The organism is Rhizorhabdus wittichii (assembly GCF_017607425.1).
Taxonomy (GTDB): domain Bacteria; phylum Pseudomonadota; class Alphaproteobacteria; order Sphingomonadales; family Sphingomonadaceae; genus Rhizorhabdus; species Rhizorhabdus wittichii.
This window is the reverse complement of record NZ_CP059319.1, coordinates 1,008,481-1,025,551: the sequence shown is the minus strand read 5'-3', so window position 1 is coordinate 1,025,551 and position 17,071 is coordinate 1,008,481. Positions and strand designations below refer to the sequence as shown.

13 protein-coding genes are annotated in these 17,071 nt (G+C 68.5%); 5 read left to right on the top strand and 8 right to left on the bottom strand.

What is annotated here, in order from left to right; translation table 11 throughout:
• The first annotated feature begins 35 nt into the window (after positions 1–35).
• The 4 genes from HRJ34_RS04995 (at position 36) to HRJ34_RS04980 (ending at position 4,998) form a co-directional block, all read left to right on the top strand.
• Positions 36–2,447, top strand: a complete 2,412-nt coding sequence (locus HRJ34_RS04995; protein WP_208633484.1) for a hybrid sensor histidine kinase/response regulator — start codon at positions 36–38, stop codon at positions 2,445–2,447.
• A gap of 304 nt (positions 2,448–2,751) precedes the next feature.
• Positions 2,752–3,825 (top strand): recombinase RecA, encoded by a 1,074-nt coding sequence (recA, locus tag HRJ34_RS04990; RefSeq protein WP_029992296.1) that lies wholly within the window; start codon positions 2,752–2,754, stop codon positions 3,823–3,825.
• 164 nt (positions 3,826–3,989) lie between these two features.
• A complete protein-coding gene (locus tag HRJ34_RS04985) occupies positions 3,990–4,337 on the top strand; it encodes a VOC family protein (RefSeq protein ID WP_011951359.1) in 348 nt (115 codons plus the stop codon).
• A 34-nt stretch (positions 4,338–4,371) separates the two neighbouring features.
• Positions 4,372–4,998 (top strand): glutathione S-transferase family protein, encoded by a 627-nt coding sequence (locus tag HRJ34_RS04980; protein WP_011951358.1) that lies wholly within the window; start codon positions 4,372–4,374, stop codon positions 4,996–4,998.
• Positions 4,999–5,007: 9 nt separating this feature from the next.
• Here HRJ34_RS04980 and HRJ34_RS04975 read toward each other — a convergent pair whose 3' ends face one another.
• A complete protein-coding gene (locus HRJ34_RS04975) occupies positions 5,008–5,340 on the bottom strand; it encodes a c-type cytochrome (RefSeq protein ID WP_226949052.1) in 333 nt (110 codons plus the stop codon).
• Between the two features lie 148 nt (positions 5,341–5,488).
• Between HRJ34_RS04975 and alaS the strand changes: the two genes are divergently transcribed.
• Entirely contained in the window at positions 5,489–8,152 is a 2,664-nt protein-coding gene (gene alaS, locus HRJ34_RS04970) for an alanine--tRNA ligase (protein ID WP_208633482.1), read from the top strand.
• Here alaS and HRJ34_RS04965 read toward each other — a convergent pair.
• From HRJ34_RS04965 to HRJ34_RS04935, 7 genes are all read right to left on the bottom strand, one after another.
• A complete protein-coding gene (locus HRJ34_RS04965; protein ID WP_208633481.1) occupies positions 8,149–8,592 on the bottom strand; it encodes an SRPBCC family protein in 444 nt (147 codons plus the stop codon). The genes alaS and HRJ34_RS04965 overlap by 4 nt on opposite strands.
• A 13-nt stretch (positions 8,593–8,605) precedes the next feature.
• A complete protein-coding gene (locus HRJ34_RS04960; RefSeq protein WP_208633480.1) occupies positions 8,606–9,451 on the bottom strand; it encodes an SDR family oxidoreductase in 846 nt (281 codons plus the stop codon).
• 4 nt (positions 9,452–9,455) lie between these two features.
• Positions 9,456–11,528 carry a TonB-dependent receptor gene (locus HRJ34_RS04955; RefSeq protein ID WP_208633479.1) on the bottom strand — a complete coding sequence of 691 codons (2,073 nt, stop codon included), beginning with the start codon at positions 11,526–11,528 and terminating at the stop codon, positions 9,456–9,458.
• Positions 11,529–11,645: 117 nt separating this feature from the next.
• Positions 11,646–12,659 (bottom strand): Rieske (2Fe-2S) protein, encoded by a 1,014-nt coding sequence (locus HRJ34_RS04950; RefSeq protein WP_226949051.1) that lies wholly within the window; start codon positions 12,657–12,659, stop codon positions 11,646–11,648.
• A 47-nt stretch (positions 12,660–12,706) separates the two neighbouring features.
• Positions 12,707–13,660 (bottom strand): threonine ammonia-lyase, encoded by a 954-nt coding sequence (locus tag HRJ34_RS04945; protein WP_208633478.1) that lies wholly within the window; start codon positions 13,658–13,660, stop codon positions 12,707–12,709.
• A gap of 230 nt (positions 13,661–13,890) precedes the next feature.
• A complete protein-coding gene (locus tag HRJ34_RS04940; RefSeq protein ID WP_208633477.1) occupies positions 13,891–16,476 on the bottom strand; it encodes a LuxR C-terminal-related transcriptional regulator in 2,586 nt (861 codons plus the stop codon).
• Positions 16,477–16,635: 159 nt separating this feature from the next.
• Complete coding sequence (locus HRJ34_RS04935; RefSeq protein ID WP_029992285.1) at positions 16,636–17,070, bottom strand: nuclear transport factor 2 family protein; 435 nt, start codon at positions 17,068–17,070, stop codon at positions 16,636–16,638.
• Position 17,071 lies beyond the last annotated feature (1 nt).

The following is a 17,071-nucleotide window of genomic DNA, read 5'->3' as shown; positions in this document are numbered from 1 at the left end:
TTGACGAAAGGACGGGCGGCGGAGAACAAGCGCGGATGGCCACGCTGTTCTCCGCCGCCCCGATCTCCGCGAGCTCGGGCCGCTTCGCGCTCAACCTGCTGCTGGCGGTGCTCGCCTTCATCGCCTCGATCGGCATGGCCGGGATGATCTGGGGCGCGACCGACAATCTGCTGGTCGCCGGCCTGTTCATGCTCGCCTTCTGCCTGGGGATCGGCATGATCCTGCTGGTGGCGACGGTCCGCGCGCGGATCCACAGCCGGCCCGTACGGCTGCTCGACACCGAATTGCTGCTCGGCACGATCGAGGATTCGGCGTCCGGTGTCGCGATCACCGGACCGGGTGGCGAGCTGCTCTGCGCCAATCGCCAATATGAGACCTGGTTCGGCGGGCTGCCGACGCCGCCGGGCCTGCCGCTCGACGCGACCACCCGGATGCAGCTTTCCTCGGCGGCGCTGGCGGCGCGACGCGATGGCCTCGCCCAGATCGCCGGGTTGTCGACCGATCGCGGCCTGATCGACGTGATCGTCCGGCGCGCGGGCAATGGCGACGATCACCTCGTCTGGCGCTTCCACCGGTCGAGCGAGTTCGACGGCCTGGGCGACATCATGCGGATGCTGGGCAGCGAGATCGGCCGGCGGATCGGCAGCGCGGGGGTGATGACCGCGCTGGTCGACGGCAATGGCATCGGCCTCGTCGCCAATCGCGTCTTCCTGCAGCGCGCGCTGGGATCGGCCGACGCGCCGAGCGCGGGCTGGGCCTTTGCCGAGCTGCTGCGCAGCGACGGCGACATGATCCGGCTCACCGCCGATCCCGCTACCGCCGATCCGGTGCGCCTGATCCAGATACCCCTCGACAACCAAGGCGGGGCCGACGCCACGCTGTTCCTGCTGCTCGACGAGCCGACCGGCCATGGCGCGGAGGCGCGGGCGGTGGCGACCGGCGATCTCCACGCGCTGCTCGGCATGCTGCCGATCGGCCTGGCCGTGGCCGAGCGCGACGGCCGCGTCCTGTTCATGAACAGCTCGTTCCGCCGCGCCGCCGGGCTGGGGCCGGAGGCGACGATCGTCTATCCGAGCGACCTCGTCGTCGAGGAGGACAAGGCCGCCGTCTCCGACGCGGTACGGCGCTTCTCCGCCGGGCGTGGATCGGCGAGCGACCTGTCGGTGCGGCTGAAGGAACGGCCCGAGGAGAATGTCTCGCTGACGATTGCCGCCGCCAAGGGGCTCGGCAAGGCGTCGGTGCTGCTCAGCCTCAAGGACAATAGCGAGGAGTCGCGGCTCAAGCGGCAGGTCGCCCAGGCGATGAAGATGCAGGCGGTCGGCCAGCTCGCCGGCGGCGTCGCGCACGACTTCAACAATATCCTGACCGCGATCATCGGCCATTGCGACCTGATGACGATGCGCCACATCCCCGGCGACAGCGACTATGACGACATCCAGCAGATCAAGCACAATTCGAACCGCGCGGCGGCGCTGACCCGCCAGCTCCTGGCCTTCTCGCGGCAGCAGACGCTGCGCCCGCAGATCCTGCAGATCCCCGACGTCATCTCGGAGATATCGAACCTGCTCAACCGGCTGCTGGGCGAGACCGTCCGGCTCGAGGTCAGCCATGGCCGCAACCTCGGCACCGTCCGCGCCGATCCGGGGCAGCTCGAGCAGGTGATCGTCAACCTCGCCGTCAACGCGCGCGACGCGATGCCCGACGGCGGCATGCTGACGATCCACACCTATGCGGTCTCGCAGGCCGACGTTCGGAGGCTCGGCATCGAGATCATGCCGGTGACCGAATATACCGCGATGAAGGTGACCGACACCGGCAGCGGCATCTCGGCCGAGAACCTCAACAAGATCTTCGAGCCCTTCTTCACCACCAAGGAGGTGGGCAAGGGCACCGGCCTGGGCCTGTCGACCGTCTATGGCATCGTCAAGCAGACCGGCGGCTTCATCTTCGCCGAGAGCGAGGTGGGGGCGGGGACGAGCTTCGTCATCTACCTGCCGGTCCATGAGGCGCCCGCCAAGGCCGCCGCCGCCCGCGCGCCGGTCAAGGAGGCGAGCACCGAGCTGTGGGGCACCGGCACCATCCTGCTGGTCGAGGACGAGGCGATGGTGCGCGCCGTCGCCGAGCGGGCGCTGGCGCGGCAGGGCTACAAGGTCCTCACCGCCACCAACGGCGAGGAGGGGCTGGAGATATTGGAAGCCGGAGAGGAGCCGATCGACCTCGTCATCTCCGACGTGGTGATGCCGACGATGGACGGCCCCTCCATGGCCCGCGCGGCGCGCGAGAAGCGGCCCGACCTGCCGATCATCTTCATGTCGGGCTATGCCGAGGAACAGCTCCGCCGCTCGATCGACCTCGACAATATCGGCTTCCTGCCCAAGCCGTTCTCGGTCCAGCAGATCGGCCAGGCCGCGCGGGAGGCGCTCGCGGATCACGCGCGTCTTGGTTAGCCTCAGGCGCTGGCGGTCGCATCCGCGACCTTGGCTATCCTCGCATAAGCTCGGGCGCGCGTTCGCGCTTGCGCAGCCCTGACGGGCTCCGACGATCAGCTCAGCGTCGGGATGCGCCAGCATCCCGCAAGGCCGAACGGCCGCCCGAGCTTATGCGAGGATAGCCAAGGCGGACGGATGTCCGCCGCCCGGCGTCTGAGGGCAAAACAATATAAGTTCTCCCCTTGTTCTAATGGAACATTAAGAGTACACGCGTTTCCGGTTTGAGGTTTCGGGCCACCCGATCTACGAGGGAGTGACGCACATGTCGGCGCAGTTGAAGCTCATCGGATCCGAAAGGGAAGCAGCGAATATGGATAGGCAGAAGGCCCTTGAAGCCGCATTGGCGCAGATCGACCGCGCCTTCGGCAAGGGCTCGGCGATGAAGCTCGGCAGCCGCGAGACGATGCAGGTCGAGGCGATCTCGACCGGGTCGCTCGGGCTCGACATCGCGCTCGGCATCGGCGGCCTGCCCAAGGGGCGCGTCGTCGAGGTGTTCGGGCCGGAAAGCTCGGGCAAGACCACGCTCGCGCTCCACGCGATCGCCGAGGCGCAGAAGGCGGGCGGCACCGCGGCGTTCATCGACGCCGAGCATGCGCTCGATCCGGTCTATGCCAAGAAGCTCGGCGTCAATATCGACGAGTTGATCGTCTCGCAGCCCGACACCGGCGAGCAGGCGCTGGAGATCGCCGACACGCTGGTCCGCTCGAACGCGATCGACGTGCTGGTGATCGACTCGGTCGCGGCGCTGGTTCCCCGCGCCGAGATCGAGGGCGAGATGGGCGACAGCCATGTCGGCCTCCAGGCCCGGCTGATGAGCCAGGCGCTGCGCAAGATCACCGGCTCGATCAGCCGGTCGAAGTGCCTGGTCATCTTCATCAACCAGATCCGCATGAAGATCGGCGTGATGTACGGTTCGCCGGAGACGACGACCGGCGGCAACGCGCTGAAATTCTACGCTTCGGTCCGTCTCGACATCCGCCGTACCGGCGCGATCAAGGACCGCGACGAGGTGGTCGGCAACGCCACCCGCGTCAAGGTCGTCAAGAACAAGGTCGCCCCGCCGTTCAAGCAGGTCGAGTTCGACATCATGTATGGCGAGGGCGTGTCGAAGGTCGGCGAATTGCTCGACCTCGGCGTCAAGGCCGGCCTCGTCGAGAAGTCGGGCGCCTGGTTCAGCTATGATTCGATCCGTATCGGCCAGGGCCGCGAGAATTCGAAGGTCTATCTGCGCGAGAATCCCGAGGTCGCCGCCAAGCTCGAAGCCGCGATCCGCGGCAATGCCGACGGCGTCGGCGAGGCGATGATGGCGGGTCCGTCCGAGGACGACGACATCTGAGGCGAGGGTGGGGGAGCGAGATGACTCCCCCCCATCCGCACCATCCCTCGTCATTCCAGCGAAAGCTGGAATCTCCCTTTCCTTCGTGCCGCTGGCGGTGACGATGGAAAAGGCAGGGAGATTCCGACTTTCGCCGGGATGACCAATATTGGGAGACGAGAACCATGACCGCGCGTCTCAACTATGTCGAGCTTCCGGTCGGCGACACGGCCGCATCCAGGGCTTTCTTCGAACAGGCCTTCGGCTGGTCGCTGACCGCCTTCGGCCCCGATTATGCCGCGACGACCGGGCAGGCCGGCAGCGACATCGGCCTCAACGGCGATGCGGGCGACGCCACCCGCGCGCCGCTCGCGGTGATCGAGACCGACGATCTCGAAGCCGCGCTGGCGTCTGTCGAGGCGGCGGGCGGGACGGTCAGCCGTCCGATCTTCGCTTTTCCCGGTGGCCGCCGCTTCCACTTCCGCGAGCCTTCGGGTAACGAACTGGCCGTCTATGTGAACGAGCCGGGCTGATCGGACGAGCCGGGCCGTCTCGCGGGAGGCTGCCATGGCGATCATCGTCCACCATCTCGAGAATTCGCGATCGCAGCGCGTCCTGTGGATGCTGGAGGAGCTGGGCCTCGCCTATGAGGTCCGCCGCTACGAACGCGATCCGAAGACGATGCTCGCGCCGCCCGCGCTCAAGCAGGTCCATCCGCTCGGCAAGTCGCCCGTCGTAGAGCATGACGGCCGCGTCGTCGCCGAGACCGCGACGATCCTCGAATATCTGGTGGCGCTCTCGGCCGGCCGGCTCGGCCCGCCCGAGGACCCTGACGGGGCGCTGCGCTGGCGCTATTTCCTCGACTATGCCGAAGGCTCGCTGATGCCGCCGCTATTGCTGTCGCTGGTGATCGGCAGGATGGGGCCGTTCGGATGGCCCGCCAGGGGCTTCGTCACCCGCATGGCTATGACCCACATCGACTATGTCGAGAGCGAGCTCAGCCAGCGTCCCTGGTTCGCCGGTGCCGAGTTCAGCGCCGCCGACGTGATGATGAGCTTCCCGCTCGAAGCCGGCCGCCAGCGTCTCAAGCTCGACGGCCGCCGCCCGTCGATCCTCGCCTGGCTCGATCGCATCCATGCCCGCCCGGCCTATCAGGCCGCCTTGGAGAAGGGCGGACCTTACGCCTATGCATGACCGTGCGGCTCAGCGCGGCTTGGCCGGCTTCGGGCCGATGCTCTCCAGATAGGCGATGAAACGCTTGATGTCGGCCGGCTCCCACGGATCTGACGGCATGTCGGGATGGCCCGCGACGATCCCCTCGGCGAGCGCTTCGTCGAGCGTCTCCACCGGATAGCGATAGCCCAGCGAACGGAAGGGCGGCGCGATGGGGAGGGGGCTCGCGCCCGTCTTCTCGGTGGCGTGGCAGGCGCCGCACCGCTTCACCGCCAGCGCATGGCCCTCGCGGGCGAGCCGGTCGGGCCGGGCCGTCGCGGCCTGCGATACGAAGAGGCAGGACAGGCCGAGCAGGACGGCCACGGATCGTTTCGAGGGGCTGGACATCATGGGGTCATATTCCGCGCCGGGCGGGCTTTAGGCCATACGCATTAGGACGTAGCAGCGACGATCTGCCATGCCCTCCGCCGAACCGCTTGAGAAGCGGCCTGCTCTCGCCTAAGTCGCACCCATGACCTCGACCAACGACATTCGCCGCTCGTTCCTCGACCATTTCGCGAAGGAAGGGCATGAACTGGTGCCGTCGGCGCCGCTGGTGCCGCACAACGATCCCACGCTGATGTTCGTCAACGCGGGCATGGTGCCGTTCAAGAATGTCTTCACAGGCCTCGAGAAACGGCCCTATTCGACCGCGACCTCGTCGCAGAAATGCGTGCGCGCCGGCGGCAAGCACAATGATCTCGACAATGTCGGATATACCGCGCGCCACCACACCTTCTTCGAGATGCTCGGCAACTTCTCGTTCGGCGACTATTTCAAGGAACGCGCGATCAGCCTCGCCTGGAGCCTGATCACCGGCACCTGGGGCATCCCGGCCGACCGGCTGACCGTCACCGTCTTCCACACCGACGACGAGGCGTTCGACCTGTGGAAGAAGATCGGCATGCCCGAGAGCCGGATCATCCGCATCCCGACCTCGGACAATTTCTGGTCGATGGGCGACACCGGCCCCTGCGGTCCCTGCTCGGAGATATTCTACGATCATGGCGCGCACATCCCCGGCGGCCCTCCGGGCAGCCCGGACGAGGATGGCGATCGCTTCGTCGAGATCTGGAACCTCGTCTTCATGCAATATGAGCAGGTCGACAAGGAGACCCGCATCGACCTGCCGAGGCCGTCGATCGACACCGGCATGGGTCTGGAGCGCATCGCGGCGGTGCTGCAGGGCGTCCACGACAATTACGATACGGACACCTTCAAGGCGCTGATCGCCGCCTCGGGCGAACTGACCCGGACGGCGACCAATGGCGACTTCAAGGCGTCGCACCGCGTCATCGCCGATCACCTGCGCGCTTCGGGCTTCCTGGTGGCGGACGGCGTGCTGCCGGCCAATGAGGGACGCGGCTACGTCCTGCGCCGGATCATGCGCCGCGCGATGCGCCACGCGCACCTGCTCGGCGCGGCCGAGCCGCTGATGCACCGCCTGGTGCCGAGCCTCGTCGCCGAGATGGGCGCCGCTTATCCCGAACTGGTCCGCGCGCAGCCGCTGATCGAGGAGACGCTGAAGCTGGAGGAGACCCGCTTCCGCCAGACGCTGGCCAACGGCCTGCGCCTGCTCGACGAGGCGACCGGCGCGATGAAGCCGGGCGACGTTCTGCCCGGCGCGGTCGCGTTCAAGCTCTACGACACCTTCGGCTTCCCCTACGACCTGACCGAGGACGCGCTGCGCGCGCAGGACCTGGGCGTCGACCGGAGCGGCTTCGACGCGGCGATGGCCGAGCAGAAGGCCGCCGCGCGCGCCGCCTGGAAGGGATCGGGCGAGAAGGCGTCGGACGAGGTCTGGTTCGACATCGCCGAGGAGTTCGGCGGCACCGAGTTCACCGGCTATGTCAGCGAGGAGGGCGACGGCCAGCTCCTCGCCATCGTCAAGGACGGCCAGCGCGTCGCCGAGGCGAAGGCGGGCGACGAGGTGGTGCTGGTCACCAACCAGACCCCCTTCTACGGCGAGAGCGGCGGCCAGATGGGCGATGCCGGCCGGATCACCGGCGACGACGGCCTGGAGATCGCGGTCGAGGACACCGCCAAGCCGCTCGGCCGCGTGCATGCGCATCGCGGCACGGTGGTGAGCGGGTCGGTCCGGACCGGCGATGCGCTCCACCTGGTCGTCGACGGCGATCGCCGCACCCGTATCCGCGCCAACCATTCGGCGACCCACCTGCTCCACGCGGCGCTGCGCAACCGGCTCGGCAGCCATGTGACCCAGAAGGGCAGCCTCGTCGCGGCCGACCGCTTCCGCTTCGACTTCTCGCACCCCAAGGCGCTGACGCCCGAGGACATCGCCGCGATCGAGGCCGAGGTGAACCGCCACATCCGCGAGAATGACGAGGTCACCACCCGGCTGATGACCCCCGACGCCGCGATCGAGGCCGGCGCGATGGCGCTGTTCGGCGAGAAATATGGCGACGAGGTGCGCGTCCTGTCGATGGGCAAGGCCGATCGCGACCTCGGCGCGAAGAGCTATTCGGTCGAGCTGTGCGGCGGCACCCATGTCTCCGCGCTCGGCGATATCGCCTTGTTCAAGATCATCTCCGAAAGCGCGGTGTCGAGCGGCGTGCGCCGCATCGAGGCGCTGACCGGCGAGGCCGCGCGCCAATGGCTGACCCAGCGCGACGAGAAGCTCAAGGAAGCCGCCGCGGCGCTCAAGACCGCGCCCGACGATGTGCCCGCGCGCATCGCCGCGCTGGTCGAGGAGCGCCGCAAGCTCGAACGCGAACTGGCCGAGGCGAAGAAGGCGCTGGCGCTGGGCGGCGGTTCCAAGGCCGAGGCCGCCGGCCCCGAGGACGTCGCGGGCGTGAAGTTCCTGCCGCAGGTCGTCGAAGGACTCGATCCCAAGGGGCTGCGCGGACTGGTCGACGACGCCAAGGCCTCGCTCGGATCGGGCGTGTCGGTGATCGTCGCGGTCAATGACGGCCGGGCGAGCGTCGCGGCCGGCGTCACCGCCGACCTCGCCGACCGGATCAGCGCGGTCGACCTCGTCAAGGCCGCGGTGGCGGCGCTCGGCGGGCAGGGCGGTGGCGGCCGTCCCGACATGGCGCAGGGCGGCGGCCCCGACGGCGACAAGGCCGCCGATGCGGTGGCGGCGGTCCGCGACGCGCTGGCGAAGGTTCCGGCTTAAACCGGCTCGGCCAGCGCCGCGCGGACGTTGGCGATCAGCATGTCGTGGTTCCGCTCGGCGATCGCGCGGGCGGCCTCGTCCTCCATGTCGACCGGCACGAAGCTGGTCCGCAGATAGAGGATCGACGCTGCCGGCCCGGCGGGGATGACGCGGGCATGGCCGCTGTGGCAGGCGAAGGGCACGATATCGCCGGTATCGACGATGCTCAGCCGCATCTCGCGCGCGACAGCGTCGCAATGATCGAGCCGTTCCCTGACGACGATCTCCGGCGGATGGCCTTCGAGCCGCATGTGGCGGACCATGCCGACGCCGTCGCCCTCGAACTCGATCGACGCGACGATGCCGCGTTCGAGCCGGCATTGCCCCTCGCGGCTCGACAGGAGATGCCACAGCCGGTCGGCGTTCGCGGCGACGCGGGTGGCTTTCTCGACGGTGATCATGCTGTTCCCATCCTCATGAGGTGCCAAGTCGGCCGGCGAGGATGCGGTCGAGCATCCGGTCGGGCAGCAGGCGCGGCAGTGTCCAATGGGCCAGCCGCCCGCGCATCAGTGCATAGCGCGGGCGCGGATGGCGGATGGTGAGGACGCGGTGGATCAGCGCCGCGAAGCGCTCGGGCGGGAGCGCCGCCTCGCCCGCCGCCGCGAAGGCGATCTTGAACCGCGCGAACGGCGGCCCGAAGTCGCCGTCCGCGAAGCGTTCGTCCTCGGGGCGGTCGACCTTGTCCCAGATCGGCGTCCGCACCGCGCCGGGCTGGATGACGATCGTCCGGATGCCGTAGATCGCCAGCTCGCGCCGCATCGCGTCGGACAGCGCCTCCAGCCCATGTTTCGACGCGGCATAGCCGCTGGTGAAGGGCAGGGTGATCCGTCCGCTGACCGAGGAGATATTGACGATCCGCCCCGGCGGTCCGCTGCGCGCGCGATCGGCGCCGAGCAGCGGCAGGAAGGCCTGGACGACGCGCAGCGTGCCGGTCAGGTTGACGTCGACCTGCGCCTGCCAATCGTCGATCGGCTGCACCGCGAGCGGCCCGAAATGGGCGAGCCCGGCATTGTTGACGAGCCCCGCCAGGCGATCCGTCCCGAGCACCGCCGCGACCTGCCCGGCCGCCTCGGCGATCGCCGGGCCGTCGCGCAGGTCGAAGCGGAGCGGGACGAGGGCCGGGCCGAGCGCGGCGGACAGCGCCTCCGCCTGCGCTTCGGTCCGGACCGATCCGAACACGCGCCACCCGCGTTCGACGAGCAGGGCGGCCGTCGCGCGGCCAATGCCGCTCGACGCCCCCGTGACGACGGCCGCCCGCATCGGCCTAGAAGTTGAACCGGCCGGTCAGGCCGTAGCGCCGCCCCCAGCTCCTCTGGTTGTAATCGCCGAGCGGAGCACCGCTGAAACGCTGCGCGACGACGTCGATCAGATATTCCTTGTCGAACAGGTTCTCGACATAGGCGGTCAGCGTCACCGGGCCGGTGCGCAGCGACAGCCGGGCATTGACCAGGTTGACGAAGTTCAGCCGGTCGCGATTGTCGACCTCCCAATAATAATGGCCGCCCTTGCCGTTCGCCTCGATGCGCGGGGTGAGATCGGTGTCGGCGCCGAGCGGGATGCGGTACTGCATCGCCGCCGAATAGGACCAGCGCGGCACTTGCGGCAGGTCGTTGCCGGTGAAGTCGCCGGCCGCGGGCAGCCCGGCGAACACCGTCGTGTCGTAGCGGGTGACCTTGGTGTCGAGGAAACCGCCCGACAGCGAGATGTCGAGGCCGTCCGCCGGCCGCGCCGTCATCTCCAGTTCGGCGCCGAAGATGCGCGAGCGCGGGATCGGGTTGGTGATGATCTGCGATCCGGTGAGCTGGTCGAACAGGTAGATCTGCCGATCCTTGACGCGGGTGTAGAACAGCGCGCCGTTGAGGGTCAGCTTGCGGTCGAGCCAGGTCGACTTGAAGCCGGTCTCGAAGCTCCAATTCTCCTCGGCCTTGTAGACGCGTGTGATGCGGGCGTTGGGGTTGAAGCCGCCGCTGCGGAAGCCCTTGCCCGCCGAGGCGTAGAGATTGGCGTCGGGCGTCAGCTTGTAGGTGATGGCGAGCTTGGGCTGGAACGCCTTGAACGTCTTGTCGTAGCGCGGCAGGCCGGGCAGCGCCCGGTCGGTCTGCTTGCGCTCGTCGATGTCGTAGCGCAGCCCCAGCGACAGATCGAGCGCGTCGGTCGCGCTATAATTGGCCTGCCCGAAGAAGGCGTAGGCGAAATTGTCGTCGGTCGACCGGGTGGCGGTGAAGACGGTCGGCGCCGGGATCGGGAAGGGGAACAGTACTCCGCCGGCCCCCGGCCGCACGAACAGCGTGCTGTCGAGCTTCTGGTCGGTCTTGATCAGATAGGCACCGGCCATCCAGTTGAACCGGCCCGGATCCGACGTCAGCCGCAGCTCCTGGCTCCACGCATCGGATTTGAAGCCCTGCGTGCCCGACAGATAATCGAAGGGCAGGAAGTCGAAATCCTCGTTCAGGAAGAATTTGGTCCGGGTATAGGCGCTGACCGAGGTCAGCGTGGCGCCCGGGAATTCATAGTCGATCTTGACCGACGCATCGTGGAGATAGCGGTCGACCTTGCCTGGTATGTCGGCGGTGATCGGCAGCAGGTCGGTCCGCCGCGCGCCCGGCGGCACGAAGGAATACCAGGCCGCGCCGCTGTGGTTCTCGGTCCGCGAGCCGCGGATGTCGATCGTCAGCGCCTCGCTGGGATGGGCGATCAGGCTACCGCGGAAGCTGTAGGACTTGTCGTTGTTGATGTCCTTGCCGACGGTCACGTTCCTGATGTCGCCGTCGAAATCGCGCACCGCGCCAGACAGGCGGAACAGCAGCTTGTCCTCGACGATCGGCCCGCTGATCGCGGCGCGGGCGCGCAGGTCGCTGCCGGTGCCGATCGTGCCCTCGACCATGCCTTCCAGTTCGTTGGTGGGCTGGCGGGTGACGATGTTGAGCGCGCCGGCGATCGCGTTGCGGCCGTAGACCGCCCCCTGCGGTCCCTTCAGCACCTCGATCCGTTCGATGTCGAACAGGTCCTGGGTGAACTGGTTGACGTTGTTGAGCTGGACGCCGTCGATCACCACCGCGATCGGCGGCTCGCCGTTGCGGACCTGGCCGACGCCGCGGATGTTGATCAGGACGATGCCCGGCTGCTCGGCCGACGAGATGCTGAAATTGGGCACGTTGAGCGCCACGTCGCGGATATTGTCGATCGCCGCCGCCTCGATCGATGCCGAGGTGAAGGCGGTGATCGCCTCGGGCACGTCCTGCAGCCGCTCCTCGCGCTTGCGGCCGGTGACGACGATCTGGTCAGGCGCCTCCTCCGCCCCGATCGCTGGCCCGGCCGTTTCGGGCTGCTGCGCCATGGCCATGGTTGCGATCGAAAATACAGCAGTTCCAATGGCCCATCGGCCGATCCTGAGTTTCCCTGTCATGATTTTTCTCCACGTCCCCTTGTGGCGGTCGCTGCCGCCGTTCCTCGCTCAGATGAAATCGCGTGACGGGTGGGCGCGCGGATAGGCGCGCATATAGTCGAAGAAGCGGGCGAGCGTCTTGTCGCTCCTGGTCAGCGTACCCGGCCGGAACTTGATCGACGACATGACCATCAGGTCCTCGGACACCACGCCGCGTTCGAGCTCCTCGACGAAATCCAGGAAGCGCTCGACCTCCTCGGGCGTGCCCATGTCGCGGCGCGCGGCCAGCACCATGTAATTCTGCGAGGAGCCGGCCCGGGGCATCCCCATCGGGTTGAGGAAGCCGAACCAGCGGCCCGCATAGTCGGTTGTCTGATAGTAGAGCGACGTGCCGTAGATGCCGACGACATTGTCGACCGGCGACCCGTCGGTATGGATGCCCGAGAAGCTGTAGACCATCGAATGGTCGGTCCAGGCGATGTCCTCGGGATCGTCCTGGGTGAACGTGATGTTATGCAGCGCCTTGATGTGCTGCATGTCGGGCGTGTTGGCGCACTGGATCCACGGATCGACGTCGTTCGGTTCGCCGTTGACGACCGTCCGGAAGACCAGTTCCTCCTCGGGATAGGGGAAGTCGGGCAGGTCGTAATGCGGATCGTCGCCGTTGAATGCCCAGATGATGCCGTACCGCTCCTGGCTGACGAATTTGTAGAGGCGGGCGGACGGCGGCGGCGCATCGCCGATCTTGGTCGCGACGCAACGCCCCTGGCCGTCATAGTTCCAATGATGGAAGGCGCAGCGGACGGTGTTGCCGACGACGTCGCCCGATCGCAGGTCCGCGCCGAGATGCGGGCAGAAGGCGCTGGTGACGTTGGCGATGCCGTCCTCGCCCCGGAACACGATGATGCGGCCGTCGAGGAAGCCATAGCCCTTGACCGTGCCGACCGGCACGTCGCTCGACAGGCAGATCGGGAACCAGGACTGGGTGAACAGGCCGTCCTCGCCTTCGAGCAGGATCTTCTCGCCCTGCGCGCGGCTCGTCGGATTGCCGGCGGTAGGACGGTTCATGATGGTTGTGGACACGATCTGCTCCTTTGACACGGATGATGGGGTAGGGCGGGCGGCGGTGCTCAGGGCACCGCACCGCCCAGGATGGCGACGAGATGGCCGGGGTCGAGATGGCCGCCGGAGACGATGCAGGCGACCGGCCCCGCCTGCTGGCGAGCGAGCGCCGCGGCGACGGGAGCGGCGCCGGCGCCCTCGGCGATCAGGTGGTGCCGCTCGACGAGCAGCCGCACCGCCGCCGCGGTCTGGGCGAGGGAGACGAGCGCCGTGTCGTCGACCAGCGCGCGGACGTGCGGCCACATCGCCGGGATCACGGCGGGGCCGCCCATGCCGGTGACGAAGCTGCCCGAATCGAACGGGATGGTGACCGGCCGGCCGGCGGCCAGCGCCGCGCGCAGCGGTGCTCCGGCCTCGGTCTCGCAGGCGATGACGCGGGCATTCGATCCGCGCGCCCTGAGGGCGGCGGCGATTCCGCTGATCAGCCCGCCGCCGCCATAGGGGACGATGACCGCCGCGAGGTCGGGGCGCGCGTCGAGCAGCTCCAGCCCGATCGTGCCGTTGCCCGCCAGCACGTCGGGATCGGCGACCGGATGGATGAAGCCGGCATCGTCGCTACCCTCGGCGAGCATCGCCCACCAGCGGTCATAGGGCAGCGCGACGATCGCCGCGCCGAGCCGGCGGAGCCCGTCGAGCTTACTCTCGGCGGCGGTCTCCGGGACATAGGCGGTCACCTTCACGCCGCGCTCCCGCCCCGCATAGGCGAGGCCCTGCGCGAAATTGCCCGCGCTGGCGGTCGAGACGTCGCGCGCGCCGGCCTCGACCCGGCGGAGCAGCGCGTTGGCCGCGCAGCGGACCTTGAACGAGCCGACGGGCTGAAGCGTTTCGAGCTTGAGGTGGATATCGGCGCGCCCGTCGGCCTGGAGGCGGACCAGCGGCGTCGGATCGGCGATCCCGGCGATTCGTTCGCGCGCGGCCTCGATCTCCGCCAGCGCCGGCAGCGCGGGGGTGGCGACGGCCATCGCTCAATCGCCTCCCGCCCGATCGGCGAAAGGACATGCCGGTAATTTCATCCTGCCCTCCCAATGGATCGTGCCCATCGCTTATGGGCGTCATGAGAGGGGGAACGGCGGATGGTGACAAGCCTTGCGCCGGCCTTCCGGCGCTGCCGAAAGGAGGTGTATGGCCGGAGCGATGAAAACCTCTATCCGTTCGGATAGGCCGGACCGCGAAAGGCCGCGTCCTTGCCTGTTCAGTAAAGCAGGCCCTGTTGCTGGGCGACGGCGATCGCCTTGACCCGGTTGTGGGCGCCGAGCTTGCGATAGATGCGCTGGAGGTGGAATTTCACCGTCGCCTCGGAGACGTTGAGGCGCTCGGCGGTCGACTTGTTCGATTCGCCCTGGGCGAGGCTGAGCAATATCTCGCGCTCGCGGGCGCTGAGATAGGAACCGCCGGCATCGCGGTCGATGACATGCTCGTAGCTCTGGCCGAGCCGTTCCGACAGCTCGGCAAGGAAGCGGCTTGCCTCCGGGCCGAGGGCGTGGCGCTGAGAATGATGGGCGACCAGCGAGCAGAGTCGCGCCATCAGTTCGCCCTCCTCGATGAAGGCCTGCATCGACGGCTGCTGCGCCGATTGGAGCAGTTCGACCAGCGTCGCGATCGCGCGCTGCGGGCTGCCCGAGCAGGCGAGCAGCAGCGCCCGCAGCAGGCCCACCTTGGCGACGAGGCGGCCGATCCCCCGGCGCTCGCATTCGCCTTCCAGCGTGTCGAGCAGCACGGTCGCCCGGCGGAACTGGCGCGAATGGATCAGCAGCCGGGCATTGGCGATGCCGAGCGCGAGCCGCTCGCGCCAGCGCGCGTCGTCCTCGCCGTTGCTCGGCACCCGGATCGCGCGCAGCGCGGCGCCCGCCTGGTTGCGATGCCCGGCGAGCGACAGCAGCTCGGCGCGGAGAATCTGCATGACCAGCGCGAGGCGCGGCAGGCCGATGCGGAGTGCCGCCTCGTCGCCCCGCCGGGTGACCGCCAGCGCGGCTTCGAGGCCGCCGCCGCGAAAGGCGTGGAGCGCGGCGGTGCGATAGCCGCTGACGAACAGGTCGAGCCACCCGTCGTTGTTCTCGGCGCTCTGCAACGCGGGCAGCAGGTCGATGCCGAGATCGGCCTGGCCCTGGTCGAACAGCAGCTCGGCGCGCAGCAGCCGGCAGAGCGTCGCCATCGCAGGGTCTTCGGGGAAATGCTGGACGGCGATCGATTCGGCGCTGTCGATATGGCTACCGACCTGATCGTAGAGCCCCTGCCAGCTCCGCGTCGAGGCGAGGTGGAGGTGGACGAAGAACTGGCCGTAGCGCGAGTCCGACCGGGCATAATAATGTTCGGCGGCGATCCCGGCGGCGGCGGCATGGGTGAAATTGCCGAGGCTGAGATGGACGCGGCAGATCAGATTCTGGACCCAGCCCTGATGGATCACGTCGTCGTGCGGCAGCGCCGCGGCGACCGCAGACAGCCTGTCGGCGAGCCCGGGCATGAGCGGCTGATCGGCATGGCAGGCGAGCATGATGTCGAGCAGGTCGAGATCGCCGAGCGCGCCGGCCGCCGCCGCATGGCCGCCGGCCTTGTCGCGCAGCCGGTGGATCAGCCGCCGGGCGTCGGACACGCGGCCTTCCTTCGACAGCACCAGCGCCTCCGAGATGCCGAGCGCGGGTTCATGGTCGAGATAGTGGCGCGGCAGCGCGGCCAGCACCGAGCGGAGCGTCCGCAATCCGTAGCGCATCGAGAGATTGGCGGGTCCGAAGCGGCGGACGAGCTGGACGCATTCGTCATAATCCTGTGCGAGGCAGGCGTGGAGCACCGCCTCGTCGACCGCGTCATGCTCGATCATCCACGCCTCGATCATGCGGTGGACGCGGCGGACGTCCGCCCCGATCCGCGCCTGGAAGCGCCGCATCAGCGTCGCGCGGAGCATCGGATTGACATGATACCAGAGGCCGTTGAGCCGCCGCGCCTGGAGCAGCCCCGCCGCGCGGCCGAGCCGCTCGACCGATTGCTCGACGGCGGCCTCGGGCGCGAGCAGCCGCGCCAGATCGAGCGTGAAGCGCGACACCACCGCCGTCCGCTCGAGGAAATCGGCGTCCTCGGGCAGCAGCGGGGCGAGGATCTGTTCGTCGAGGAAGTCGGCGATCAGGCCGGCCGACACCGACCCCATGTCGCCGGCCAGCGTCGGCGGATCGCCGGCATCGAGCCCGTCGCGCACGAATTTGAGCAGGATCGGCCAGCCCTCGCAGCGGTCGACCAGACGCAGGACGTCGGCATCCTCGCTGGCGCCGAGGAAGGCGAGCGCCTCGGCGCGGGTGAAGCCGAGCTGGTCGGGACCGATCACCGCGACCCGATCCTGCGCGCGCAGCTTCGCCAGCCCGGGAAGATTGCCCTCGCGCGAGGCGATCACGAAGCGCAGGCCGGGGGCGAACAGGATCAGGTCGGACAATGCCGGGGGCAGGACATCGCCCGCCTCGTCGATGCCGTCGAGGAACAATAGGGCCGGGCGGTCGTCGGCGGCCCCGACCTCCACCGCCTCGGCCACGCCCGCCGCATCGGGCTGGGCGGGATCGACGCCCAGCGCCTGGGCGACCCGCCGGAAGAAGCGGCTCAGATCGGCGTCGCGCTTGTCCAGCAGCAGCGCGGCGCAACGCTCCCCGCCCGCCTCGATCGCGGCGCGCAGCCGGTCGAGGGCGACGCTCTTGCCGTGGCCGGCCGGCGCCCGCAGCAGCGTGACGTGGTGGCGGGCGATCCGGGGCGCCAGATCGTCGATGCGTCGGGACCAGCCGTCCCCGGCGTTGATCGTCATCGTCCCGGCCTCGCCTGTTTTCCGTCATTCCCGCGAAAGCGGGAATCCACGGTCACGGCACATTCCATCTCTTGCGGGCCGCCGTCCATGGATTCCCGCTTTCGCGGGAATGACGATAGGGGTTGATGAAATGCCTTGCTCCGCCCAGCTACGCAGCGATCAGGCCAGCTCGGCGGGCATCGGCTTGTCCTCGCCCTCGCTGTCCCATCCCATCGCCGCGATCTGCCAGTCGCCGTCGTTGCGGACCAGCAGGAAGCCGTTCGCGCCGCGGCCGATCGGGCCGCCGTCGATCTGCGCCCGGTAGCTGCCGATCGCCACGGCGAGGTTACCGAAGACCTTGACGATCGTCTTGTTGGCGCGCTCGTCGAAGGTCTTCATGCCGCCGCTCTCATATTGACCGCGCATCCGGCCGACGAAGGTCTCGATGTCGGTCGGGCTGACCGGGCGAGCCGAGGGGGCGAGCAGCGCGTCCTTGCGCACGGCGGCCGCGAAGGCGGTGAAATCGGGGGCCTTGTCGGCGGACCAGCTGATCGCCTCGAACATCTGCTCGACGATCTCGCGGATACGCGCCTCGTCCTTCGCATAATCGGCCATG

Bases quoted from the DNA above. Each gene is read 5' to 3' on its own strand.
- HRJ34_RS04945 (WP_208633478.1), bottom strand. From the start codon at position 13,660: ATGGCCGTCGCCACCCCCGCGCTGCCGGCGCTGGCGGAGATCGAGGCC.
- HRJ34_RS04960 (WP_208633480.1), bottom strand. From the start codon at position 9,451: ATGCGGGCGGCCGTCGTCACGGGGGCGTCGAGCGGCATTGGCCGCGCG.
- HRJ34_RS04935 (WP_029992285.1), bottom strand. From the start codon at position 17,070: ATGGCCGATTATGCGAAGGACGAGGCGCGTATCCGCGAGATCGTCGAG.
- alaS (WP_208633482.1), top strand. From the start codon at position 5,489: ATGACCTCGACCAACGACATTCGCCGCTCGTTCCTCGACCATTTCGCG.
- HRJ34_RS04955 (WP_208633479.1), bottom strand. From the start codon at position 11,528: ATGGCGCAGCAGCCCGAAACGGCCGGGCCAGCGATCGGGGCGGAGGAG.
- HRJ34_RS04995 (WP_208633484.1), top strand. From the start codon at position 36: ATGGCCACGCTGTTCTCCGCCGCCCCGATCTCCGCGAGCTCGGGCCGC.
- HRJ34_RS04985 (WP_011951359.1), top strand. From the start codon at position 3,990: ATGACCGCGCGTCTCAACTATGTCGAGCTTCCGGTCGGCGACACGGCC.
- HRJ34_RS04965 (WP_208633481.1), bottom strand. From the start codon at position 8,592: ATGATCACCGTCGAGAAAGCCACCCGCGTCGCCGCGAACGCCGACCGG.
- HRJ34_RS04940 (WP_208633477.1), bottom strand. From the start codon at position 16,476: ATGACGATCAACGCCGGGGACGGCTGGTCCCGACGCATCGACGATCTG.
- recA (WP_029992296.1), top strand. From the start codon at position 2,752: ATGTCGGCGCAGTTGAAGCTCATCGGATCCGAAAGGGAAGCAGCGAAT.
- HRJ34_RS04980 (WP_011951358.1), top strand. From the start codon at position 4,372: ATGGCGATCATCGTCCACCATCTCGAGAATTCGCGATCGCAGCGCGTC.